Source organism: Plantibacter sp. CFBP 8804, from assembly GCF_014841225.1.
GTDB lineage: Bacteria > Actinomycetota > Actinomycetes > Actinomycetales > Microbacteriaceae > Plantibacter > Plantibacter auratus.
The window spans coordinates 1-21,983 of sequence record NZ_JACYTU010000025.1 but is presented as its reverse complement, the minus strand read 5'-3'; the positions used below and the strand labels follow the sequence as shown (position 1 = coordinate 21,983).

Sequence of the window (21,983 nt, the reverse complement as noted above, 5' to 3'; positions counted from 1 at the left end):
AACCCCTCGGTCAGGATGACCGAGGGGTTCTTGTTATGGATAGGTTGGCTCAACCAGGCTGAGAGGTCACCCGCACGGTGAGACCCAGCACCTCTGCAATCTTGCTGAGGGTCGCAGTGTTGACGTCGTCGCCGCGCTCGACGCGCACGACAGACGGTCGGGATACCCCAGCCCGGTCAGCGAGCTCGTTCTGGCTCCATCCCGCCGTCTGGCGTGCCTCATTCACCTGCTTGGCGATCTCAAGCATCGCCGCATGCTGCTCAGGCATCGCTGTCCTTCGTCTTGTGGTGTTCGGCATGCATCTTCTCGGCGGTGATGGCCAGAAGGTTTGCCAGCATCTCAGGGTCGGCGAGCGCCTTCTTGATCTCGTCGGTGTTCTGGAACGCCTGGTACATGGCGTAGTCGCTGGCATCGGAAAACTTGGTCGATCCTTTCAGCTGGTCGACGTTGTTGCTCCTGGCCATTGCGATCGCTTCCTCGTCTGCGTTGAGGAAGCCCCAATAGGCGGTGATGAAGCCGGAAATGCTGCCCGGGTCCGCGTCGATGCCCTTGTCACCGAAGAGATCATTCACCTTCTCGATTGCCTCTTCGAGAGGGCCGTGCGGCTTGGTGCCCACTCCCCCTGGCTCTGTCGTGAATGCGGGCAGCTCGATGGCGGTTCCCTCGATGGTGGGGTTCAGGCCGTAGTCTGCGCTGACTTCCTCAGGGACGAGCTTGACTCCCCCGAGCTGCACGCCGTCCATGTAGCTACTGTCGTATACCTCCGGGGTCAGGTGCAGGTTGCGAGCAAGGAGCGTCATGAGGATGGCACGCAAGCGCAGGTCCTCGTCGTCGTAGTCGACAATCTGGGAGAGGAACTGCCAGGCATTGCGGTAACTGATCGCATCCGACCGGAACTGCTTCAGCTCTACGTAGCGGGTCTTGTCTTTGGTGAGCCGTGCCTTTTGCAGCCCGCTGCTCCACGCGAATTTGATGGGGCCGAGTGCCTGCTGGATAGCCTCACCGCCCAGCTTGTCCATGTAGGCCTGCGCAACCGCGCGCATCTGCGCTTCGGTATAGAGGCCCACAGAGTCGAGGCGCTCGGAGAGCTCGTAGAGTGCGTTGGCGTCGACCTCGCCGGCTACGTGCGCGTCCGTGTAGTAGCGAGCGAAGTCCTTCTGGATGTTCTCAGGAGTGTTGACGAAGTCGACGACCATCGGCGCGGACTTGCCTGGGTACATACGGTTCAGGCGCGAGAGCGTCTGAACCGTGGCGATGTCGCTGAGCACCTTGTCGACGTACATTGCCATGAGGCGCGGCTCATCGAATCCGGTCTGGAACTTGTTGGCCACGATCAGGACTTTGTACTCGTCCTCTTCGCGGAAGGCCTTGGCCACGTCGCCGAGCGCGTTCATCGAGATCTCGGTGACCTCTTCGCCAGCATCGTTCTTGACGGAGCCGGAGAAGGCAACCAGGGTCTCCAGGCCGGCATAGCCCTTGTCGGAGATGTACGCATTCATCTTCTCTGACCACAGGACGGCCTCCTTGCGTCCGGAGGTGACGACCATCGCGCGCGCCTGGCCGCTGAGCATGTGGGCGACGTTGCGCCGGAAGTGCTCGACAACGACTTGCACCTTCTGCGCGATGGCCGTGGGGTGCAGCCGGGCGAAGCGCACGATGTCCTTCACCGCGCGACCGGTCTCGACGTCGAACTCGTCTTCATCCTCGAGAGTGTTCTTCACACGCAGGAACATGTCGTAGGTCGAGTAGTTGGTCAGCACATCGAGGATGAACTGCTCTTCGATCGCCTGCGCCATCGTGTACGTGTCGAAAGCATCCCAGCGGTCTTCGCCGTCCACCTTCGAGCCGAACAGCCGGAGGGTCTTTGCTTTCGGCGTTGCCGTCAGCGCGATGAACGTGATGTTCGCACTGGCAGCGATCGCGGAATCTGTCGCGGCCAGCAAATCATCGGCACTGATGTCCTGATCCGGGTCGAGCTCAAGATCGACCAGCAGACCCTTCAGGGCGCGCGCGGTGGATCCCGACTGGGAGGAGTGCGCCTCGTCGGCAACCACGGCCCAGCGGCGGCCGTGCAGCGCATCGGTGTCTTCGATGAGCTTCATGACGTGCGGAAAGGTCTGGAGGGTGCAGGTAATGATGTGGTTACCGGCGATCAGAGCCTTATTGGCCTGCTCGGATTTCGCCCCGGACGCATCGCCGATGTTGACGACAAGGCCCATGCTGGACTGCACAAGATTCATGTCGTCGCGGACGTTCTCATCGAGCACAGTCCGATCGGTGACGACAATGACCGAGTCGAAGGTCGCTGCTGCGTCTGCGCCGACATGGCGGATCAAGCGATGCGACAGCCAGGCGATCGTCTTGGTCTTGCCCGATCCCGCTGAATGCCAGATCAGGTAGCGTCCGCCCGGACCGCGGGCTTCGACGTCCTCGATGACGCGCTCAACGGCCCGCAGCTGGTGGAAGCGCGGGAAGATCAGCCGGCCGTCACCCTTCTTCGACCGGTTGGGCTCGAAGAGCGCGAAGTTCTTCAGAATGCGCATGAAGGTCGGGCGCGCAAGGATCTCGCGCCACAGGTAGTTGGACGCCGAGCCAGTATCCGACGGCGGGTTACCCGCATGGCCGTCGCTGCCCCGGTTGAACGGCAAGAAGACCGTCTCAGCGCCCTGGAGCTTGGTCGTCATGTAAACGAGGTCATTGGAGACCGCGAAGTGCACCAGAGCGCGCCCCGGCTGCAGCAGGGCGCGAGTCGGACCGGGCACGCGGTCATTCTTGTACTGCGTGATCGCATGGTTGACCGTCTGGGTGTTGTCGGTCTTCAGCTCCAGGGTGACGACCGGCAGGCCATTGGCGCAGAGCACCACGTCGATGCTCTCCGTGGTCTGCGTGTCGAAATGCACCTGGCGCAGCACACGCAAACGAACAGCATCCGCGCGTTCGATCACGCTGGCGAGGTTCGGGTTCTCCGGCGGGAACTCCATGAGCGGGCCGAACTTCGCCGCTGGGCGGCCAACCTGGGCATAGGTGAAGCCGCGGCGCAGCACACCGAGCAGGCCGCCGACGGGATGCCCGGTGATCGGGTCCATCTTGGTAGTCTTTCCCAGCTCCTTGATGATGTGGTCCAGGAGCTTGTGCTGGGCGAGTTCGAGTGCGCCGTTGGCCAGGTCCGACGGCACTGCTTTTTCGTACTCGTCGGGGTACTGGGTCGACAGCCAGTGCAGGACGTCCGCTGGCACCATTGCCCGGGCAATGTCCCAGCCAGCAGCATTGGTGCTGCCGGCGCACTCGTAGAGCCAACCGCGCTGCGCGAGTTCGTCGCAGAGGTTGGACTCAAATTCGTGCTCGAGCACTTGTGCGTGGCTCATGCCACTTCCTTTCGACCGGTCACAACATCGGTAATGAGTGCTGCCCGGCGTTCGGTGAGGAGGGATTTGAGTTCAGCAACCTTCGCCAACATGGCGTCGATCTTGCCGGTCACTTCATCGAGATGGTCGGCGATGCGCTGTTGCTCGTCGAGAGTCGACGGGTACGCGATATGCGTCATCTTCATTCCCATTACGTCGACTGTGGGCACAGGGCCGTTCTTGACAAGCGAAGGGATTGAGATCTCCGTCATTGCGTATCCCAGGAACCGAGGATCAACAATGCCTTCGCGGGGCACGAGCGCCTGCAGGTTGTTGTCGATACATGCCGGTTTTGTCGTCTGCACGAAGCGAGCAAGCATCAGCGCTGCGCCAATCTTTGCCATCAGGATGCTCCCTGGGGGAATCACCCGAGCACCAAGCTCAGCAGCGGTGCTTCTACTCACCGTGTTTTCGTCCTCGCCTAGATAACCATTCACTGCGGAAGACATAGACCCGACCTTGTAGAAGGGAAGTTCGTCAGTCGACACGCCTTGATACTTATCAGGGAAACCAGATCCCGAGATGACATCCACGACGAGAGTCAACTGCGCTCGCACCTCAATGTCCTGTAGCTCCTTCAGAACCACTGCATCACGCCGCTCAGCCAATACTCCCGCCAGCTGGTCCATCCCCGCGATCATCGAGTCGATCTCGGCGGTCTCGCGGTCGAGGTAGTCGGCGATACGCTGCTGCGTAGTTAGGTTACTGTGCACGAATCCAACGTTGCCAAGCGTCGGAGCTGTGATCGCTTCAAAAGTGCTACCGTTCGCTTCTGTGCGAAGCCAACGTTCTGCATTCTCGATCACCCACCGCAGGTATCGCGGATCAATCGAACCTGCACGCACCGCCGCAAGACCACGACCGATCCCGTAGTTCTGGTCTGCAATGTTGACTGAGCCCACCGGCGCGCGAACAGAGACGAGCACATCACCCCGGACGGCCTGCTTCGGGGCGACCGCACATTCGTATCGCGGCTTCGGGTGAAGGTCACCGAACTCAGCTTTACCTTGCAAGAACGGTTGGCCAGCGTTGATCGGGGCAACGTCAGCGGAAGCCGGTGACTGACCGGCGATTATTTCGGAAACGAACTTGATTCTGTTCGATGTCATCCTTCATGCACCGCCTGAAACATCTCTGCGAGCTCGCTCATGAGGCGTGAGACGTCGGCATCAATCTCTTCGAGCGCACGCGGCTCCTCGGGTACGTAGAAGAGCCTCGTAAACGGAATCTCGTTGCCGTGCTTGGCTTTGGATTCATCCCATGCGGCACCCTCAGCGAAGGGCAGCACCTCGCGGGCCATGTGTTCATCGAGGTCTTCGCTCATGGGTACGCGTTCGGTGATCTTCCAGCCATCCAGCAGCACTGGGTTACCCTTGCGGTCGACGGCCAGAGGTGCCTGATCATCTTGGACGGCGAGCGCATCAGCGACAGCATTGACGAGTCCGATGGGCGCTTTGAGACCAGCGGCCTTGCAGCGCTGAGGGAAGACGGTGGTCAGGTCGTTCCACGCAGCCCCATCGAGGGCACGGATGATGTTGGCGTGCGCGTCGGTGTAGTTCTTGTGTTCGGCGATGGCCTCGAGAGCTTCCTCCGAGAACACAGTCGCGAGACGTGCCTGCTTGAAGACGGTGACATCACGGAACATGAAGTCTTCCTTGGTGAGCACACGCGAGATCGCGGGGTCAGCATTCTCGAAGGCCTTGTAGGCCTCATGCACGAGCTTGCGTTTGGGCTCGCTCATCGTGCGGCGCTTATCGCCCATCGGCTTGCGCATCGGATCCCAGAGGCCTGAACCGTCGATGAGCTGGATCTTGCCCTTTCGCTCAGCTTCTTTGTTGGTGTCCAGGATCCACACGTAGGTGGAGATACCGGTGCCGTAGAACATCTGGGTCGGCAGAGCGATGATCGCGTCGATCAAGTCTTCGTCGAACAGCCACTGGCGGATCGCGTTCGGTCCCTTGTCGGAGTTGAACAGCGGAGACGCATTAGAAACCACAGCAGCACGGCCGCCGTGGCCGGACTTGCCAGCAGGGCTGAGTTTCGAGGCGCAGTGGGCGAGGAAGAGCATCTGGCCGTCGGACTTGCTCGGTAGGCCGTGGCTGAAGCGCGACCCCGGGGTCTTCGACTGTTCGAGGACGTCCTTGTACTGGACATCCCAGTCGGAGCCGAAGGGCGGGTTGGAGAGCACGTAGTCGAACTGGCGGTCGGCGTACTCGTCGCGCAGGAGCGTGTCGCCCTGGCGGATCGCATCAGGCAGCCCGCCCTGAATCAGGAGGTCAGCCTTGCCGAGGGCGAAGGCTGAGTCCATGAGCTCCTGGCCGAAGAGGTTGACCTCGATGTCGGGGTTCAGCTCGGTGAGGTGGTCCTTGCCGACCAGCAGCATGCCACCCGAGCCAGCAGTCGGGTCATAGATCGAACGCGTGGTGTTCTGGCCGGTCAGCGACTCCTCGTCGGAGGCGAAGAGCACGTCAACCATCAGCTTGATGGCATCGCGCGGAGTGTAGAACGCACCGGCGGCCTTTCCCTTCTTGTCGAAGGCGCGGTACATGACGTTCTCGAAGAGGTCACCCATCGCGGTGTTCGGCATGGCTTCTGCCGAAAGATCCAGCGTCGAGAAGTGGCGCACCACCGCATGGAGGCGGTTGGCGTCGGCGAGCTTCTTCACCAAGCGCGGGAACTCGAACGAGGTCCAGATGTCGGCGATGTTGTGCGAGAAGCCAGCGATGTAGTCCAGGACAGATGCCTCGACGTGATCATCGGTCGATGCGATCGCCTTGAGGCTCAGTACCGAGGTGTTGTAGAAGCTCAGGCCGAAACGGCGCTTGACTTCTGCGTCGATGAATCGAACCGGGGTGTCTTTGGCGACGAGACCGTCGACGACCTCGATGAGTTCGTCCTTCGTGTCCGCGAGCAAGCACTCGAGACGGCGAAGCACGGTGAAGGGAAGGATGTAGTCGCCGTACTCGGTCTCCTCGACGACGTTGCGCAGGAACTTGTCAGCGGTGGCCCAGACGACGTTCTCTGTCGTGGCGACGCGCTGCGTCTGCGGGGGCGTGGTGATGGTCATGGAACCTCTTCTTTGGTGGTGCCGATAGATCGAAGCTTGTATCAGAAAATTTACATTGCCTGCGTGGCCATTACCAGCGGCCACGCGAATGGGGCGGGTCCCCCCACTCGCATCAATCAGCGCTGGACTTTACACCAGTGCCCGAGACGTCTATTGACTTGAGGGAAACCGCGGCGGGTTCTCGTCGATGATGTCCTGCTCTTCGCGCTCGAAGGCGTCCCATAGCAAGTTCGCCACGATCACCAGCGAGAGGGCGACGTAGGCGAAGCTGGCAGCGCTGACGCCACTGAGCACCCAGGCGAAGATGTGCACGTAGAGCGGAGCACAGTCGAGCACCAGATTGGCGAGGACAAAGACGGACTCCTATCCGTGCAGCAGTCCCTTGCGTCAGGAAGACGCTGGCCGCGAGGCTGCTTGCCAGCAGCGTCATCAGCCGAGCTTGAGAGCTCGAGGAACTCCGGCGCACTGGCACGCTGGATCGGTTGAAGTACTTCACTGTCGGTATCACCCTGTTGAGTTGTAGGTATAGGTGGTGCTTTTCGACATCTAGGCATGACGTAGAGCACCGGCAATTCGCGAGGACAAAGCTATGTGTTTGCTATGCCACGATTCATTAGAGCGCACCACTGCAGGTCAAGCACAGCCGACTCGCGTTAGGGACTATCGGCACTTTCAACCGCAGGTTGAAAGTGCCGATGCACCATGATGACCACCCTCTCCCCTCAGCAGCGCAAAGCGGAGTTGGTTCGGATAGCGGACATCGCACGCTTGTGTTGCCACCGGGCGCACGACTATAAACGCCGGACAGATCGTAGAGTCGTTGCATGGAGTACGACGAGCTCGACGGCCCGGACGGTGTCCCGATCCGCGTGCCGGTAAGCGATGACAACTACAGGACATGCGCCGAGTGCGGCGCGGACTGCTATCCCGACCCCAGCATCACCGTCGAGGGGCAGGGAGCGCGCATCGCGTTCGTGTGCGCCGAGCATGGGGTACAGAGCCTCGTGGATCCGTTCGAGGGCCAGCGATGATCGGCGAGCTGTTCACGATCAACCTTGACAACGTCGTTCGCGCGGGGATGGCGTCTCGTCGATCTTCAGCTGTCTTGTCGGCTCGTTGTGCCTTGTCTCACCCAACCAGGCACACAGCCCATTCGCGTGATCCAGCGCCTTTACTTGCACCTGAGAACTGGCAGGTCTACAGACTCAATTCGACTAACCAGTCGGCTCGTGCACCAAGTCTGCCTTGAGCGCCCAAAAGCGAGATCCACACGCATCTACGGCTACGAACCTCACGGCAGATCCAGCACACGCCCCGGGCCTGTCGCATGTCATTAGGAGATTCTTGCGGGTACATTTGCGGGTACATTGGCCATGTTGACCCACTGTTTACACGACAAAGCCCTGATGAAAATTGCTTCTCATCAGGGCTTTTCGTCGGGCTGACAGGATTTGAACCTGCGACCCCTTGACCCCCAGTCAAGTGCGCTACCAAGCTGCGCCACAGCCCGATGCCATCTCCGCGGGCGGAGAAGACAACTCGAACAGTCTAGCGGATTCCGAGGGTGCTCCGTGACACGGCTCTGGCAACCACGGCCCGGCCCAGACAGGCCGCACTCGTCGGGTGGGAGGTCTCCCCTGCCCACCCCCACACGGGGCACGCTACCGTGACTCGTCCGCACCCGCGCGACAGGACGATCCGACCGATCCGGTCACCCGACGAAGGACCACCATGCGCTACAGCCACTACTGGAAAGAGGTCCGCGTCGCGGCCCTCACCGCCCTGCCCGTCGCGATCGTCTCCGGCTTCGTGCAGGTCAGCCGCAACACCCCGATCGACGACGCCATCATCGGCGGCGCCATCACCTTCGTCGCGTTGTCACTGCTCATCCCCGTGGTGCGCCACTGGCTGCACCCCGAGTCCCGCGGCTGACCACCGCGGGGCGACGAAGCGCCTCCAGGACGCATGCCTCGACGTGCCGGGAGAACCGGGCACGCATCCGGACGCTGGCGTTACTCAGCCTTGCGATCGGCGACGAGCTGATCGCGCACCTTGCGGCGCAGCACCTTGCCGATGAGCGACGTCGGCAGCTCGTCGAGCTGCACGACCCGCTTCGGCACCTTGTACGCCGTGAGGCGAGTCCGGCAGTAGTCGCGCAACGAGCCGGCGTCGAACACCGTCCCGGCACGCATGACCACCGCGGCCGTCACGTCCTCACCACCGGAATCGCGCGGCAGGCCGACCACAGCGGCCGACTCGACGTCCGGGTGCGACAGGAGCGTCTCCTCCACCTCGGACGGGCTCACGTTGAACCCACCGGTGATGATGAGCTCCTTCACCCGGTCGATGACCGTCACGAAGCCGTCCACCGACACCGTCACGATGTCGCCGGTCCGCAACCAGCCGCCCTCGAGCAACGCCTCGCGCGACTCGTCCGGACGACCCCAGTACCCCTGGAAAACCTGCGGGCCACGGAGCAGCAGCTCGCCCGACTCCCCCGCTGCACGATCCACCGTCGGGTTCTCGGGATCGACGACGCGGATCTCGGTGCTCGGGAACGGCACACCCACGGTGCCCGGCCGACGCGACGGACCGATCGGATTACCGAGCGCCACCGGCGACGATTCCGTCATCCCGTAGCCCTCGACGAGCAGACCGCCGGTCGCCTCCTCCCACCGCGTGACCGTCGACACCGGCAGGCTCATCGCCCCGGAGATCGCAAAACGGACACTCGTCAGGTCGACGCCTTTGCGGCTCGAAGCACGCGACAGCGCGTCGTAGATGGGCGGCACCGCCGGCAGGAACGTCGGCGGCGACTTCTTCGCCGCCGTGAGCACCAGCTCAAGGTCGAACTTCGGGAACAGCACGAGCCGCGCCCCGATGCTCATGGCGAACGTGAGGCACAGCGTCATGCCGTACGCGTGGAACAGTGGCAGGACTCCGTAGAAGACCTCGCCACCTTCGCTCAGCCCCGGCACCCAGGCGCGTCCCTGCTCGGCGTTCGCCCGCAGATTGCGATGCGTGAGGATGGCACCCTTGGGTGCCCCGGTCGTCCCACTCGTGTATTGCAGGAGCGCGGTGTCGTCGAGCGTCGGACGCACGACCCGCTTCGACAGCTTCCGTCCGCCGATCAGCCGCTCCCACGGGAGCACGTGCTTCGCCGACGGGGTCGCGGTCATCGCCGCACGCGACTCGCGCGCACGCTTCACCGGCAACCGGAGCGCCAGACGCTTCGACAACGGCAGAGCCTGGGTGATGTCGACGGACACGATCCGGCCGCGCATCACGTCGGCCGGGAGGTCGGCGACGAGGTCGTAGACCTTGTCCCACACGATCGCGACGTGCGCGCCGTGATCCTCGAACTGATGCCGCAGCTCGCGGGCCGTGTAGAGCGGGTTGTGCTCGATGACCGTCGCGCCGAGCCGGAGCGCCGCGTAGAACGCGACGACGTGCTGCGGGCAGTTCGGCAGCACGAGCGCCACGCGGTCGCCCGGCTTCACGCCGAGCTTGCGGAGCCCCTCGGCCGCTCGAGCGACCTGTTCACCGAGCTCGCTGTAGCTCGTCTCGGCTCCGAAGAACTCCAGGGCGATGCGATCACCGCAGCGCTTCACCGAGGTGTCGAGCAGGTCGACGAGCGTCTCGGTGACCTCGTCGATGTCGGCGGGCACGCCACTGGCGTAGGACGACAGCCACGGCCGCTCGGCCAGACGCTGACGCTGGGCCTCGCCGGCCTCGGTCGGCTCCGACGACTGCTCGCCCTCGCGCTGCTCGGCTGTGTTTCCTCGATGGTCCACGACGATCCTCCAGATGACACCCGTGCGCACCGCACGCATGCCTCCACCCTAGGCGGGCGCGTATGCCCGACCGGGGATGCGACCGGACCGCTTGACAAGCTCCAAAGCGACACCGGTGAATCGCCCGAGGAGTCGTGGATCAACGCCAGAAGCCGGTCGCCCGAAGGCGACCGGCTCCCGATGATCCGGCGACTCAGACGGCGTCGGGTGACGCGGGCGCCTTCGGCTGACGCTTCGCGGCCGCAGCTGCGTTGTCGGACATCGCCTGCTGGAGGTTCTCCCCCAGCGCGCCACCGGCGACCCCGCCCAGGAGGGCGGACAGGTCGAGCCCGGTGATGTCCTTGACGACCTTCGGCACCTCGCTGACGACCTGACCGACCGTCTTCGTGACGGCCGACGCACCCTCGGTCGAGATGACCGTGAGATTCGAGATGTTGCCGAGCGGCTCGGACACGGCTCGCGTGATCTCGGGCAGACGGGCGATGATCTCGGACGCGAGCCCGGCCTCACCGTACTTCTTCAGTGCCTCCGCCTTCGCGTCGATCGCCTCGGCCTCCGCCAGACCCTCCGCGGCCACGGCCGACGCCTTGGCGTCACCCTGGGCGCGGATACCCTCGGCCAGCGCGATCTGCTTGTCGCGCTCAGCGGTACCGGCGAGACGCACGGACTCCGCAGCGGCCTGGGCGTCCTGCACCGCCGCGACCTTGTTCGCCTCGGCGATGGTCTTCCGCTTGAACGCATCGGCTTCCGTCGCGGCGTTGGCCGCATCTCGGGCCGCCTGCGCGCGCTGGACCGTCGCGTACGCGTCGGCTTCGGCCGGCTTGCGCACCTCGATGTCGAGGCGCTCCTGCTCCACCTTCGCCTTCTCGGCGAGCGCCTCACGCTCCTGCTCCGCGACCAGGCGGTCCTGCTGCGCCGTGGCGAGCTGACCGGAGGCCTCGGCCTCGGCGTTCGCGCGGTCGGTCTCCGCCTTGATGGTCGCCTGCTTGAGGCTCAGGGCCTTCTGACGCTCCGCGACCTGCTCCGCCGCTTCGATCCGCGCGAACTCGGACGCACGAGCGGTCTCGGCTTCCTTGATCTCCGCGTTCTGCCGGGCGAGCGCGTTCTCCGCTCGACCGAGGTCGGCGAGGTAGTTGGTGCCCGGCGTCGAGATGTCGGAGATGTTCAGCAGGTCGACCTGGAGGCCTTGCTCGGCGAGATCCGTCTTGGTCGCCTCGACCACCGCTTCGGACAGGGCGTTGCGGTTGGAGATGATCTCCTTGATCGGCATGTTTCCGATGATGGAACGCAGCGAGCCTTCGAGGGACTGCTGGATGATCTGCGTCAGCGACCCCTGCTGCGAGAGGAAGCGCTGCGCAGCACGGCGCACACCCTCCGGCGTGCCGGAGACCTTGAAGTTCACGCTCGCCTGGATGGCGACCTTGATGAAGTTGGTGTCGACGCCCTCCACGACGATGCCGATCTGGCGCTGCTCGAGCGAGATCGGGAAGCCCTGCTGCAGGATCGGCCAGATGAACACCCGCCCACCGATGACGACTCGCTGACCGCCATCGGGCTCGCCCGTCTTGGCGCCGGCCCCCCGACCGACGATGACGAGCGCCTGGTTCGGCGGTACGCGCTTGATCCGTCCGGCGACGAACGCGACGATCGCGAGCGCCACCACGACGAGTGCGATCACGGCGATCACCGTGATGTTGGTGGTGATGAAGTCCATAGGGCAGGTGCCTTCCCCTCGAGGGCGTGCTGGTGGATGGATGGAATCAGGGCTGCGTGTCGGCAGCGGCACCGCCCGATGCGGGTTCGACCTTGACGCGGGAGCCCTGGAGCTCGACCACGCGGATTCGACTGCCGGTCTCGATCCGGGTGTCGGAGAAGGCGAGGCGCGTCTCGATCTCGTGCGGACCGTCGAGGCTCACCTCGCCGAAGGAGGCCGAGATGGTCGACCGGGCGACGCCGTAGAGACCGAGCGGTGAACTCGGCGTGCCGTCCTCCGAGCGCTTGAAACTCCGGATCATCAGCTGGACGCCGACAAGCACGAGGACACCGATGACGGCCGAGATGACGTACGCGGACCAGACGGGCAGCCCGTTCGCGAGCACGATCGCACCGACCGCACCGAAGACGGTGAACGCGCTCCCGAGCGCGGTGGCCGAGACCGCCCCGTCCAGGAAGTCGAAGATCTCACCGAAGACCAAGGAGATGAGGACGATCACGAGACCGACGGCGCCGACGATGATGAACAGGGTCATGGCACCAACCCTACTGAACGCCCAGACGGAGTGCGGGAAAGCGGTCTCCCGTGACGGCGCCGACGGTCTGCAGGCTCCTGTGGAGCGACTGCCGCTGCCCTCAGCTGACTTCGTCGAGCAGCTCCGTCAGCCAGCCGGCACCGCGCGTCGTCGCGCCCAGACCCTCGACGCGTTCCCGCAGCTCACGGTCGGAGGTGACCACGACGACCGCGCCGTCGAGCCCACGGACGACGTCCACGATCGCGTCGTCGCCACTCCCCGCCGCGTCGACGACCGAGACGCCCGCCCGCAGCTCGTGACCGGGCTCTCGCACGTCGTCATCGGCGTGGACGCCGCGGGCCTGTCCTTCGACGACGGCGACGTAGGCCGGCCACCAGCGGTTGAAGTCGAGGTCGAGCGCCTGGGCGTCGAGTCCCTCGTGCGCGAGGCGGCCGAGTCGCGCGACGAACCGCTGCGCGGCTCCGGCAAGGTCCTTCCACCACCCGTCCGGTCGCGATCCGACGACGTTCGCGACGTCGACGACGACCGTGACGCGGCGCTCGAGCTGCGACCGCAGGCCCGGCCACGAATCGGCGAAGCCGGGGTGCAGGGGCAACGTCTCGACCTCGGCGAGCGGCACCCAGGCGAGGGCGATGCTCTCCGGGTCGGAGACCACGGGTTCGAACGGCTGGACCGCCTCGACGATCACCGTCGTGTACGACCAGAACCCGAGATCGAGCACGGAGTCGAACCGCAACTCGATCGCCTCGGCGGGGACTCCCGCCTCCTCGTGGGACTCGCGGACCGCGCCGTCGACGGCACTCTCGAACTGGTGACGCGCACCGCCCGGGATGCCCCAGGTGCCGCCGAAGTGGCTCCAACCGGCCCGATGCTGCAGCAGCACGCCGCGCTCTCGATCGTGCACCAGGAGTCCGGCTGCACCGAACCGCCCCCAGTACTTCCGGCCGTCGCCGGATTCGACCCAGGCATCCCCGGCGTCCCGGACGGGGTCGCCGGGAGGATGCGCATCAGTCATTGGACCAGCCTGGCACGAAACGCTGTGCGCCACCCCCTTGGTCTGGGTCATCTCCACCGCACGTGCGGAATATGTTATATATTGAACTCCAGTATTGCATCGGCCGCGCTCGCGCCCGCCGCACCGAACCCACGTGAAGGACCCTCATGGATGCACGTCAACGCCGGACGCGGGCACGGCTCGCGCGCACGATCCTGCAACTCGCCGCAGAACGCCCCACCTCCGAGATCTCCGTCTCGGAGATCGCCGCACGCGCCGGCATCAACCGATCGACCTTCTACCAGCACGCGGCGGCGCCGTGCGAGCTGCTCGAATCGGTCCTCGCCGAGGAGCTCACGGAACTGAGCATGACCCATCTGGCGACCGTCTCCGCGGACGACGCCCCGGCGGCGATCACCCGGGCCACGGTCGCCGCGCTCCGCCACATCGACGAGCGCGCCGACATCTACCGCGTCGGTCTCGGCGACGACCTCATCGGCGCGAGTCTGCAGCCCATGCTCAACCGGGTCTTCACCTCGACGGTGCTCGACATCTTCGAGCGCGGGGCGATCACCCTCCCCCACGCCGAATGCCTGAGCGAGGAACAGCGCGAGTTGTTCATGCGATCAGCGGCGCACTTCGTCGCCGCGGGCTCCGTCGCGAGCTTCCGTGTCTGGCTCGACACCCCAGCACCACGCGACGTCGAGTCGTTCCTCGAGGTCATCCGCGAACTGCTCCCGAGCTGGTGGCCGTTCGAGACCGAACACGGGCCCGCCCTGGCGCCCGCGGACGAGTCCGCCCTCGCTCGCTCCTGATCACGCCTCGACCACGACGACGAAGGCCCGGGACCACTCGATGGAGTGGTCCCGGGCCTTCGTCTTCCCCGTCCGGCAGACGGACGCGGTGGATCAGCGCTGGCGCTTCTCGCGGACGCGCATGTTGACGTTGATCGGCGTGCCCTCGAAGCCCCAGATCTCGCGCAGGCGACGGATCACGTAGCGACGGTAACCGGGGTCGAGGAACCCGGTCGTGAAGAGCACGAAGGTCGGCGGACGGCTCGCGGCCTGCGTGCCGAACAGGATGCGGGGCTGCTTACCACCACGCAGCGGGTGCGGGTGCGCCGCCGTGAGCTCAGCGAGGAAGGCGTTGAACTTGCCCGTGGGGATACGCATGTCCCACGACTCGAGTGCGACCTCGAGGGCCGGGACGAGACGCTCCAGGTGGCGGCCCGTCCGCGCGGAGATGTTGACGCGCGGCGCCCACGACACGTGCGAGAGGTCCTGTTCGATCTCGCGCTCCAGGTACTTCCGGCGTTCGTCGTCGAGCTGGTCCCACTTGTTGAAGGCGAGCACGAGGGCACGACCGCTCTCGAGGACGAGGTCGATGATGCGCACGTCCTGCTCGCTGATCACCTCGGTGACGTCGATGAGGACGACGGCCACCTCGGCCTTCTCGAGCGCCGTGCTCGTGCGGAGCGACGCGTAGAAGTCGGCACCCTGCGACAGGTGCACGCGACGACGGATGCCGGCGGTGTCGACGAAGCGCCAGATCTTGCCGCCGAGCTCGATCTGCTCGTCGACCGGGTCGCGGGTGGTCCCGGCGAGGTCGTTGACGACGACGCGCTCCTCGCCTGCGGTCTTGTTGAGCAGGCTGGACTTGCCGACGTTCGGGCGTCCGAGGATCGCGACGCGGCGGGGGCCGCCGAACTCGTCCTTCGCGACGGCCGAGACCTGCGGGAGGACCTTGAGGATCTTGTCGAGGAGGTCGGCGACGCCACGGCCGTGGATCGCGGAGACCGGGTGGGGCTCGCCGAGGCCGAGGTTCCAGAGCGCTGCGGCCTCCGGCTCCTGACGGGCGTCGTCGACCTTGTTGGCGACGAGGAAGACGGGGCGTCCGGTCTTGCGGAGCAGCTTGACGACCTGCTCGTCGGTCGCCGTGGCACCGACCATGGCGTCGACCACGAAGATCACGACGTCGGAGAGGTCGATGGCGATCTCGGCCTGGGCCGCGACGGACGCGTCGATCCCCTTGGCGTCGGGCTCCCACCCACCGGTGTCGACGACCGTGAAGCGACGGTCGTTCCACTCGGCCTTGTAGTTCACGCGGTCGCGGGTGACACCGGGGGTGTCCTCCACGACGGCCTCACGACGGCCGAGGATGCGGTTCACCAGCGCGGACTTGCCCACGTTCGGGCGACCGACGATCGCCACGACGGGCAGCGCCGGTAGGAAGCGGATCTCGTCCGGGTCCTCCGTCGCGCCGTCGAGGATGTCGAGGTCGTCGCCCTCGAGGTCGTAGTCGGCCAGGCCGGAGCGGAGGGACGCGGCCCGCTGGGTCGCGAGCTCCTCGTCCATGTCCTGGAGGCGGTCCGCGAGGTCGTCGGGGCCTCCGTCGAACTGCTCGTCATCGTGAGCCATGGGAGTTCCTTGCTGTGAGGGATTCGGTGACGCGGACGACCGCGTCGACCGTCTCGTCGAAGTCGATGTGCGTGGAGTCGACCGTGGTCACTCCGTCCGCCGCGTTCATGAAGTCGACGACCCTGGAGTCCGCCCGATCACGCCGCTGCAGTTGTTCCGCGACGTCGCCGGCAGGGTGGCTCTCGAATTCCGCTGAACGCCTGGCCATTCTAGCCGCTTCGGATGCCGTGAGCAGGATCCGAGCCTGAGCATCCGGTGCGACCACCGTGGTGATGTCGCGTCCCTCGACGACGATGCCCGGGCGGTCGACGTCGGCGATGAGCGATCGGAAGGTCTCGTTGATCCACGCACGCACCTCCGGGACACGGGCCACGGCGGACACGACGGCCGTCACGCGAGGGCCGCGGATCTCGTCCGTGACGTCGCGACCCCCGAGCGTGAACGCGGTCACGTCCGGGTCGAGGGAGACGGTGAAGGCACCACCGAACGCGTCGAGCGAGCCGATCACCGCCGCCGAGTCCTCGGGGTCGACGTCCGCATCGAGCGTGTGGAGCGCGAGCGCGCGGTACCAGGCGCCCGTGTCGAGGTAGCGGTAGCCGAGCCGGCGGGCGACGGCCTTGCTCACGCTGGACTTGCCGCTGCCGGCCGGTCCGTCGATCGCGACCACGACGGGTGCGTCCGGCGTCGTCGACGCGTCGGTGCTGGTGGGGTGCTGTTCGGTCATGTCTCTTCCTATACTTCCGCGATGCGCCAACCGCGCGACTCGAGGTCGTCGACGGTGCGCTGCTTCACCTCGGGGAGGACCTGGACCTCCGCGAGACCGATGTTCGCGCCGGGCGAGTGCTCCAGACGCAGGTCTTCGATGTTGACGCCGATCTCGCCCAGCTCGGTGAACAGGGCGCCCAGCTGGCCAGGGCGGTCGTCGAGGAGGACGACGATGCTGGCGAACCGGCGGTTCTGGCCGTGCTTGCCGGGGAGCCGTGCGACGCCGGTGTTGCCGGCGGCGATCGTGTCCGCGATCGTGCGGCGAGCGCCGGGCACCTCCGGGTCCCGGAGTGCCGAGATGACCGACGCGAGGTCGGTGGACAGCTGCTCCAGCACCGGGAGGACCTCGGCGTGGTTGGCGCTGAGGATCTGGACCCAGAGCTCGGGAGCGCTCGAGGCGATGCGGACGGTGTCGCGCAGGCCCTGGCCGGCGAGCTGGATGGCGCCCTCCTCGGCGTCCTGCAGCTGGGCGGCCAGGAGGCTCGCGACGAGTTGCGGCGTGTGCGAGACGAGCGCGACGAAGCGGTCGTGTTCGTCCGGCGTCATCTCCATCGGGATGGTGCCGAGGTCGAGCGCGAGGCCCTCCACCTGCGACAGTGCCCAGGCGGGTGTCTCGGCGTCGCGGCAGATCACCCACGGGCGGCCGAGGAAGAGGTCGGCTCTCGCGGAGATCGCTCCCCCGCGCTCGCGGCCGGCGAGCGGGTGGGAACCGATGTACCGGGTGAGGTCGACGCCGCGCTCGAGCAGTGCCCGGTACGGTTCGAGCTTCACGCTCGCGACGTCGGTCACGACGGCGCGCGGGAACGCGGCGAGTTCGGCCTCGATGACGCGGGCGGTGACGTCCGGTGGAACGCAGATGACGACGACGGACGGGTCGTCGGTGGGTTCCGCAGCTCGACCCGCGCCGTAGTCGATGGCGAGGCGCAACTGGCTGGGCGACGCGTCGTCGAGGATGATGTCGACGCCCTTGGCGCGCAGCGCGAGTCCGATGCTCGCGCCGAGGAGGCCGGCTCCGACGATGCGGACCGACCCCTGCACGCGCGCGGGCGCGGAGCTCAGGTCGCTCATGCCGTCGGCTCCGACGCCTCCGCTGCCGTGCCGTCGGCCGCGCGGGCTTCAGGACCGTGAGCGCGGGCGATGGTCAGGATGGCGCCGAGTTCGTCCTTGCTGAGCTCGCGCAGCTGGCCGGATCCGAGGGTCCCGAGGTGCAGGGGGCCGAACTGACGGCGCACGAGGTCGACGACCGGGTGGCCGACGGCGTCGAGCATGCGGCGGACGATGCGGTTCCGACCGGAGTGCAGCGTGAGCTCCACGAGGCTGAACCCGTCCTCGGTGCCGAGCAGCCGTGCCTTGTCGGCGGAGATCGGTCCGTCCTCCAGCTCGATGCCGGCGGTCAGCTTCGCGAGGACCTGCGCGGTCACCTTGCCGGTGACCTTCGCGATGTACGTCTTCTGCACACCGAACGACGGATGCGCGAGCACGTGCGCGAGGTCGCCGTCGTTGGTGAGGATGAGCAGACCGCTCGTCTCGGCGTCGAGGCGGCCCACGTTGAAGAGTCGTTCCTCATACTGCTCGGTGAACCGGCGCAGGTCGGGGCGACCGCGGTCGTCCTTCAGCGAGCTGTAGATGCCCACCGGCTTGTTGAGCATGAGGTAGCGCTTCGAGGCGTCGAGCTGGATGGCGCTGCCGTCGACGGACACGAGGTCGTGCTCCGGATCGATCCGCGAGCCGAGCTCGGTGACGACGACGCCGTTCACCTCCACGCGGCCGTCCTCGATGAGTTGCTCTGACACGCGCCTCGAGGCGACGCCGGCGTTCGCCAGCACCTTCTGCAAGCGGATGCCCTCTGATTCAGTGCTGGTCACTGTCGAATCCTTCCCGGCCATCGTCGAGCAACGGCGAGATCCGCGGCAGCTCCTCGATGGCGTTGATACCAAGTTGGGTGAGCAGGAGATCGGTGGTGCCGTAGTTGATGGCACCCGTCTCACTGTCGGTGAACATCTCCGTGATGAGTCCGCGCCCGAGGAGGGTGCGGACGACGGAGTCGACGTTGACGGCGCGGATCGAGGCGATCGCGCCGCGGCTGATCGGCTGCTTGTAGGCGATCACGGCCAGGGTCTCGAGCGCAGCCTGAGACAGCTTCGTCGGGTTCTGGGTCACGACGTAGTCGGTGACGAGCGCGTCGTAGTCGGCTCGGACGTAGATCCGCCAGCCGCCGCCGACCTCGCGGAGTTCGAATCCGCGTCGGACGCCACCGCGTTCGCCGTCGTAGTCGGCGACCAGTTCGGCGATGGCTCGTCGGACGGCCCCGACCGGGACGTGCACGGCGGCGGCGAGGTTCACGAGGCTCTGCGGTTCGTCGGCGACCATGAGGATCGCCTCGAGCGCCCTCGGGACGTCCGGTGCGGGCACCGGCGCGGGCTCGGCCGGCAGGCCCTGGGCGGCGTCCGTCGGCCGCTCGATCGACTCGGGTGTCGCGTCAGGCATCGTAATCGGCTCCCAGGTTGGCGAGGCTGTCGTCGTTCCAGGTCTCGGCGGTCCAGCGGAGCGTGAGTTCGCCGAGCGGTTCGATCTGCTCGAAGGACAGCGCGGCGTGTCGGTACAGTTCGAGCACGGCGATGAAGCGCGCGATGACCACGCCCTTCAGGTCCGCACCGGCCACGAGCTCGCGGAAGGTGTGTGACCCGCCGCGGCGCAGGATGGCGACGACGTGCGCCGCCTGTTCCCGGATGCTCACGAGCGGTGCGTGCAGGTGGTCGAGGCCCACGGTCGGCACCTCGCGCGGCGTGAACGCGAGCGTCGCGAGTGCGCCGAAGTCCTGCGCGGTCAGCGTCCAGACGAGTTCCGGAGTCTGCTGACGGTACTGCTCCTCCAGCCGGACCGCCCGGAAGTGGCGCGCCGCCTCCAGGTCGAGGCGCTCCGCGAACCACGTCGACGCCTGCTTGAACGCGCGGTACTGCAGCAGGCGCGCGAACAGCAGGTCACGCGCCTCCAGCAGGGCGACGTCCTCCGCGTCGACGAGCTCACCCTGCGGCAGCAGCCCCGCGATCTTGAGGTCGAGCAGGGTGGCCGCCACGACGAGGAACTCGCTCGCCTGGTCGAGCTCGTCGTCGGCCTCGAGCGTGCGCAGGTAGGCGATGAACTCGTCGGTCACGCGGCTGAGCGAGACCTCGGTGATGTCGAGTTCGTGCTTGCCGATGAGGGTCAGCAGGAGGTCGAAGGGCCCTTCGAAACCCTCGAACGACACCCGGAACGACGGTGCCGGTGCGGGGTCGACGGTCGTCGCCTCATCGGAGCGCGAGCCGGTGTCGCCGGCCGGAGGGAGGACGGCCACGGGCGTCCGCGCGGGATCAGGCGATCGCGCCACGGGAGATGAGCTCTCTCGCGAGCTGACGGTAGGCCTTCGCGGCGGCGTGCTCCGGTGCGAACTCGGTGATCGGGGTTCCGGCGACGCTCGCGTCGGGGAACTTCACGGTCCGGCCGATGACCGTCTCGAGGACCTTCTCGCCGAAGGCGTCGACGACGCGCTCGAGGACCTCACGCGAGTGCAGGGTCCGGGAGTCGTACATGGTGGCGAGGATGCCGTCGAGCTCGATCGCCGGGTTGAGTCGGTCGCGCACCTTGTCGATGGTCTCGATGAGCAGCGCGACCCCGCGGAGCGCGAAGAACTCGCACTCGAGCGGGATGAGGACCCCGTGGCTGGCGGTGAGGGCGTTGACCGTGAGCAGGCCGAGCGAGGGCTGGCAGTCGATCAGGATGACGTCGTAGTCGTCGGACACCTTGCGGAGCACCCGGGCCAGGATCGTCTCGCGCGCGACCTCGTTGACGAGGTGGACCTCGGCGGCCGAGAGGTCGATGTTGGCCGGGAGCACGTCGAGACCCTCGATGGCGGTGTGCTGGATGACCTCGGCCGGGTCCTTCACGGTGCCGAGCAGCAGGTCGTAGACGGTGTTGGAGTCGTGGGTGGAGATGCCGAGACCGGCGGACAGCGCACCCTGCGGGTCGAAGTCGACGACGAGCACCCGGCGGCCGTATTCGGCCAGCGCGGCGGACAGACTGATGGTGGTCGTCGTCTTGCCGACGCCACCCTTCTGGTTGCAGAGCGAGATGATGCGTGCCGGACCGTGCTGCGCCAGTGTGGGCGGCACCGCGAACTCACGACGCGGGCGGCCGGTCGGGCCGTTCGGGTTCAGTTCGGCGGCGGTCTTGCGCGCAGAATCCTGCACTGCGCTCGTGTGCTTCGTACCGGCCACCGGTGTTGCCTCGCTCCCGCTTGCTGTCGTTCGAGTGACGAGTCTACCGGGCCACGGGTCAGGCCTGCGGTGCCGCTCCGCCCGTGGTCCATCTGGCCCGGGGATGGGACTGCGTGTACACGTCGCGGAGGTTGTCGACCGTCACCAGCGTGTACAGCTGGGTCGTCGCCACCGAGGAGTGACCGAGGAGTTCCTGCACGACGCGGACGTCGGCTCCACCCTGCAGCAGGTGCGTCGCGAAGGAGTGTCGGAGGGTGTGCGGCGAGACGTGCGATTCGAGTCCTGCGCGCTCGGCGGCGCGTTGGAGGACGAGCCACGCGCTCTGCCGGGACAGTCGCGCACCGCGCTGCCCGAGGAAGAGCGCCGGCGTGGACCGGCCGAGGCCGGAGAAGACCGGCCGGACGCGAACGAGGTAGCGGTCGACGGCGTCACGGGCGAAGCTGCCGAGCGGCACGATCCGCTGCTTGCCGCCCTTGCCGAGGAGCCGGACGATGTCGGTGTCGATGACGTCGTCGACGTTCAGCCCGACGGCCTCGGAGACGCGGGCACCCGTCGCGTAGAGCAGTTCGAGGAGCGCCTTGTCGCGGACGGCGAGCAGGTCGTCGCCGTCGGTCGTCTCGAGCAGCGCGCGGACCTGGTCGATCGTGATCGCCTTCGGGAGCCGCCCTGGGAGCTTCGGCGGCCGCACCTCACGTGCGACGTCGACCTCGACGAGCTGCTCGTCGAGCAGGAACCGGTGGAGACCACGGATCGACGACAGCACCCTGGCGAGCGAGGACGCGCGCACCGGCTGCCCCTCGGGTGTCCGGAGCGACGCCGTGTACTCCGACACGTGCGCGGCGGTGACGGCCGGTGCCTCGACGACGCCGTGCGCGCCGAGCCAGGCGAGGTAGCCCTCGAGATCCCGTCGGTAGGCGGCCTGCGTGTTGGCCGACAGGCCGCGCTCGATCGCGATGTGCCGCAGGTAGTCGGCGACCGCGCGATCGAGCGCCACGCCTCAGGCTCCGCCCGGCCCGATCGTGGGGTCGCCGCTGTCGCGC

At 66.4% G+C, this 21,983-nt stretch carries 20 protein-coding genes and 1 tRNA gene; 3 read left to right on the top strand and 18 right to left on the bottom strand.

The window, feature by feature from the left end:
- Positions 1–49: 49 nt before the first annotated feature.
- The 5 genes from IFU11_RS19415 to IFU11_RS19395 form a co-directional block, all read right to left on the bottom strand.
- A complete protein-coding gene (locus tag IFU11_RS19415) occupies positions 50–268 on the bottom strand; it encodes a helix-turn-helix domain-containing protein (RefSeq protein WP_244631972.1) in 219 nt (72 codons plus the stop codon).
- Positions 261–3,365 (bottom strand): type I restriction endonuclease subunit R, encoded by a 3,105-nt coding sequence (locus tag IFU11_RS19410; protein ID WP_192020011.1) that lies wholly within the window; start codon positions 3,363–3,365, stop codon positions 261–263. The genes IFU11_RS19415 and IFU11_RS19410 overlap by 8 nt, the downstream gene beginning before the upstream one ends.
- Positions 3,362–4,513 (bottom strand): restriction endonuclease subunit S, encoded by a 1,152-nt coding sequence (locus IFU11_RS19405; protein ID WP_192020010.1) that lies wholly within the window; start codon positions 4,511–4,513, stop codon positions 3,362–3,364. The genes IFU11_RS19410 and IFU11_RS19405 overlap by 4 nt, the downstream gene beginning before the upstream one ends.
- Positions 4,510–6,471 (bottom strand): type I restriction-modification system subunit M, encoded by a 1,962-nt coding sequence (locus IFU11_RS19400; protein WP_192020009.1) that lies wholly within the window; start codon positions 6,469–6,471, stop codon positions 4,510–4,512. Before IFU11_RS19400 ends, IFU11_RS19405 begins: the two co-directional genes overlap by 4 nt.
- A gap of 150 nt (positions 6,472–6,621) precedes the next feature.
- Entirely contained in the window at positions 6,622–6,783 is a 162-nt protein-coding gene (locus IFU11_RS19395; protein ID WP_192020008.1) for a hypothetical protein, read from the bottom strand.
- Between the two features lie 512 nt (positions 6,784–7,295).
- Between IFU11_RS19395 and IFU11_RS19390 the strand changes: the two genes are divergently transcribed.
- Positions 7,296–7,502 (top strand): hypothetical protein, encoded by a 207-nt coding sequence (locus tag IFU11_RS19390; RefSeq protein WP_192020007.1) that lies wholly within the window; start codon positions 7,296–7,298, stop codon positions 7,500–7,502.
- A 405-nt stretch (positions 7,503–7,907) separates the two neighbouring features.
- On the opposite strand, the gene IFU11_RS19385 is transcribed toward IFU11_RS19390, so the two are convergent.
- Positions 7,908–7,981 (bottom strand) — tRNA-Pro (locus IFU11_RS19385).
- A 221-nt stretch (positions 7,982–8,202) separates the two neighbouring features.
- Here IFU11_RS19385 and IFU11_RS19380 point away from each other — a divergent pair.
- Positions 8,203–8,403 carry a hypothetical protein gene (locus IFU11_RS19380; RefSeq protein WP_159878993.1) on the top strand — a complete coding sequence of 67 codons (201 nt, stop codon included), beginning with the start codon at positions 8,203–8,205 and terminating at the stop codon, positions 8,401–8,403.
- Positions 8,404–8,483: 80 nt separating this feature from the next.
- On the opposite strand, the gene IFU11_RS19375 is transcribed toward IFU11_RS19380, so the two are convergent.
- The 4 genes from IFU11_RS19375 to IFU11_RS19360 form a co-directional block, all read right to left on the bottom strand.
- A complete protein-coding gene (locus IFU11_RS19375) occupies positions 8,484–10,304 on the bottom strand; it encodes a long-chain-fatty-acid--CoA ligase (protein WP_192020006.1) in 1,821 nt (606 codons plus the stop codon).
- A gap of 154 nt (positions 10,305–10,458) precedes the next feature.
- Positions 10,459–11,979, bottom strand: a complete 1,521-nt coding sequence (locus IFU11_RS19370; RefSeq protein ID WP_192020005.1) for a flotillin family protein — start codon at positions 11,977–11,979, stop codon at positions 10,459–10,461.
- Between the two features lie 46 nt (positions 11,980–12,025).
- Complete coding sequence (locus IFU11_RS19365) at positions 12,026–12,514, bottom strand: NfeD family protein (protein ID WP_124769472.1); 489 nt, start codon at positions 12,512–12,514, stop codon at positions 12,026–12,028.
- Positions 12,515–12,614: 100 nt separating this feature from the next.
- Complete coding sequence (locus IFU11_RS19360) at positions 12,615–13,529, bottom strand: NUDIX domain-containing protein (protein ID WP_192020004.1); 915 nt, start codon at positions 13,527–13,529, stop codon at positions 12,615–12,617.
- A 146-nt stretch (positions 13,530–13,675) separates the two neighbouring features.
- Here IFU11_RS19360 and IFU11_RS19355 point away from each other — a divergent pair, with 146 nt between their 5' ends.
- Positions 13,676–14,323 carry a TetR/AcrR family transcriptional regulator gene (locus tag IFU11_RS19355; RefSeq protein WP_159879000.1) on the top strand — a complete coding sequence of 216 codons (648 nt, stop codon included), beginning with the start codon at positions 13,676–13,678 and terminating at the stop codon, positions 14,321–14,323.
- A gap of 93 nt (positions 14,324–14,416) precedes the next feature.
- On the opposite strand, the gene der is transcribed toward IFU11_RS19355, so the two are convergent.
- From der to xerD, 8 genes are all read right to left on the bottom strand, one after another.
- Positions 14,417–15,925, bottom strand: a complete 1,509-nt coding sequence (der, locus tag IFU11_RS19350; protein ID WP_085514417.1) for a ribosome biogenesis GTPase Der — start codon at positions 15,923–15,925, stop codon at positions 14,417–14,419.
- On the bottom strand, positions 15,912–16,649 hold the full coding sequence (gene cmk / locus IFU11_RS19345) for a (d)CMP kinase (RefSeq protein WP_192020003.1): 738 nt from the start codon (positions 16,647–16,649) through the stop codon (positions 15,912–15,914). Before cmk ends, der begins: the two co-directional genes overlap by 14 nt.
- Before the next feature lie 8 nt (positions 16,650–16,657).
- Entirely contained in the window at positions 16,658–17,758 is a 1,101-nt protein-coding gene (locus IFU11_RS19340) for a prephenate dehydrogenase (RefSeq protein ID WP_159879004.1), read from the bottom strand.
- Positions 17,755–18,576: a pseudouridine synthase gene (locus tag IFU11_RS19335; RefSeq protein WP_086475416.1), complete on the bottom strand. Its 822-nt coding sequence runs from the start codon at positions 18,574–18,576 to the stop codon at positions 17,755–17,757. Before IFU11_RS19335 ends, IFU11_RS19340 begins: the two co-directional genes overlap by 4 nt.
- Complete coding sequence (scpB, locus tag IFU11_RS19330) at positions 18,542–19,177, bottom strand: SMC-Scp complex subunit ScpB (RefSeq protein WP_137241546.1); 636 nt, start codon at positions 19,175–19,177, stop codon at positions 18,542–18,544. Before scpB ends, IFU11_RS19335 begins: the two co-directional genes overlap by 35 nt.
- Positions 19,170–19,937 carry a segregation and condensation protein A gene (locus tag IFU11_RS19325; RefSeq protein ID WP_371742843.1) on the bottom strand — a complete coding sequence of 256 codons (768 nt, stop codon included), beginning with the start codon at positions 19,935–19,937 and terminating at the stop codon, positions 19,170–19,172. The genes scpB and IFU11_RS19325 overlap by 8 nt, the downstream gene beginning before the upstream one ends.
- A 103-nt stretch (positions 19,938–20,040) precedes the next feature.
- A complete protein-coding gene (locus IFU11_RS19320; protein WP_071260744.1) occupies positions 20,041–20,916 on the bottom strand; it encodes a ParA family protein in 876 nt (291 codons plus the stop codon).
- 85 nt (positions 20,917–21,001) lie between these two features.
- The gene (xerD, locus tag IFU11_RS19315) at positions 21,002–21,937 is read right to left on the bottom strand and encodes a site-specific tyrosine recombinase XerD (RefSeq protein WP_086475418.1); all 936 of its coding nucleotides are present in this window, start codon (positions 21,935–21,937) and stop codon (positions 21,002–21,004) included.
- Positions 21,938–21,983 lie beyond the last annotated feature (46 nt).

Coding starts and splice junctions, on each gene's coding strand:
- scpB (WP_137241546.1), bottom strand. CDS start 19,177: ATGCCTGACGCGACACCCGAGTCGATCGAGCGGCCGACGGACGCCGCC.
- IFU11_RS19365 (WP_124769472.1), bottom strand. CDS start 12,514: ATGACCCTGTTCATCATCGTCGGCGCCGTCGGTCTCGTGATCGTCCTC.
- IFU11_RS19355 (WP_159879000.1), top strand. CDS start 13,676: ATGGATGCACGTCAACGCCGGACGCGGGCACGGCTCGCGCGCACGATC.
- IFU11_RS19380 (WP_159878993.1), top strand. CDS start 8,203: ATGCGCTACAGCCACTACTGGAAAGAGGTCCGCGTCGCGGCCCTCACC.
- IFU11_RS19405 (WP_192020010.1), bottom strand. CDS start 4,513: ATGACATCGAACAGAATCAAGTTCGTTTCCGAAATAATCGCCGGTCAG.
- IFU11_RS19375 (WP_192020006.1), bottom strand. CDS start 10,304: ATGCGTGCGGTGCGCACGGGTGTCATCTGGAGGATCGTCGTGGACCAT.
- IFU11_RS19400 (WP_192020009.1), bottom strand. CDS start 6,471: ATGACCATCACCACGCCCCCGCAGACGCAGCGCGTCGCCACGACAGAG.
- der (WP_085514417.1), bottom strand. CDS start 15,925: ATGGCTCACGATGACGAGCAGTTCGACGGAGGCCCCGACGACCTCGCG.
- IFU11_RS19340 (WP_159879004.1), bottom strand. CDS start 17,758: ATGAGCGACCTGAGCTCCGCGCCCGCGCGCGTGCAGGGGTCGGTCCGC.
- IFU11_RS19390 (WP_192020007.1), top strand. CDS start 7,296: ATGGAGTACGACGAGCTCGACGGCCCGGACGGTGTCCCGATCCGCGTG.
- IFU11_RS19370 (WP_192020005.1), bottom strand. CDS start 11,979: ATGGACTTCATCACCACCAACATCACGGTGATCGCCGTGATCGCACTC.
- cmk (WP_192020003.1), bottom strand. CDS start 16,649: ATGACCGAACAGCACCCCACCAGCACCGACGCGTCGACGACGCCGGAC.
- IFU11_RS19410 (WP_192020011.1), bottom strand. CDS start 3,365: ATGAGCCACGCACAAGTGCTCGAGCACGAATTTGAGTCCAACCTCTGC.
- IFU11_RS19360 (WP_192020004.1), bottom strand. CDS start 13,529: ATGACTGATGCGCATCCTCCCGGCGACCCCGTCCGGGACGCCGGGGAT.
- IFU11_RS19415 (WP_244631972.1), bottom strand. CDS start 268: ATGCCTGAGCAGCATGCGGCGATGCTTGAGATCGCCAAGCAGGTGAAT.
- IFU11_RS19335 (WP_086475416.1), bottom strand. CDS start 18,576: ATGGCCGGGAAGGATTCGACAGTGACCAGCACTGAATCAGAGGGCATC.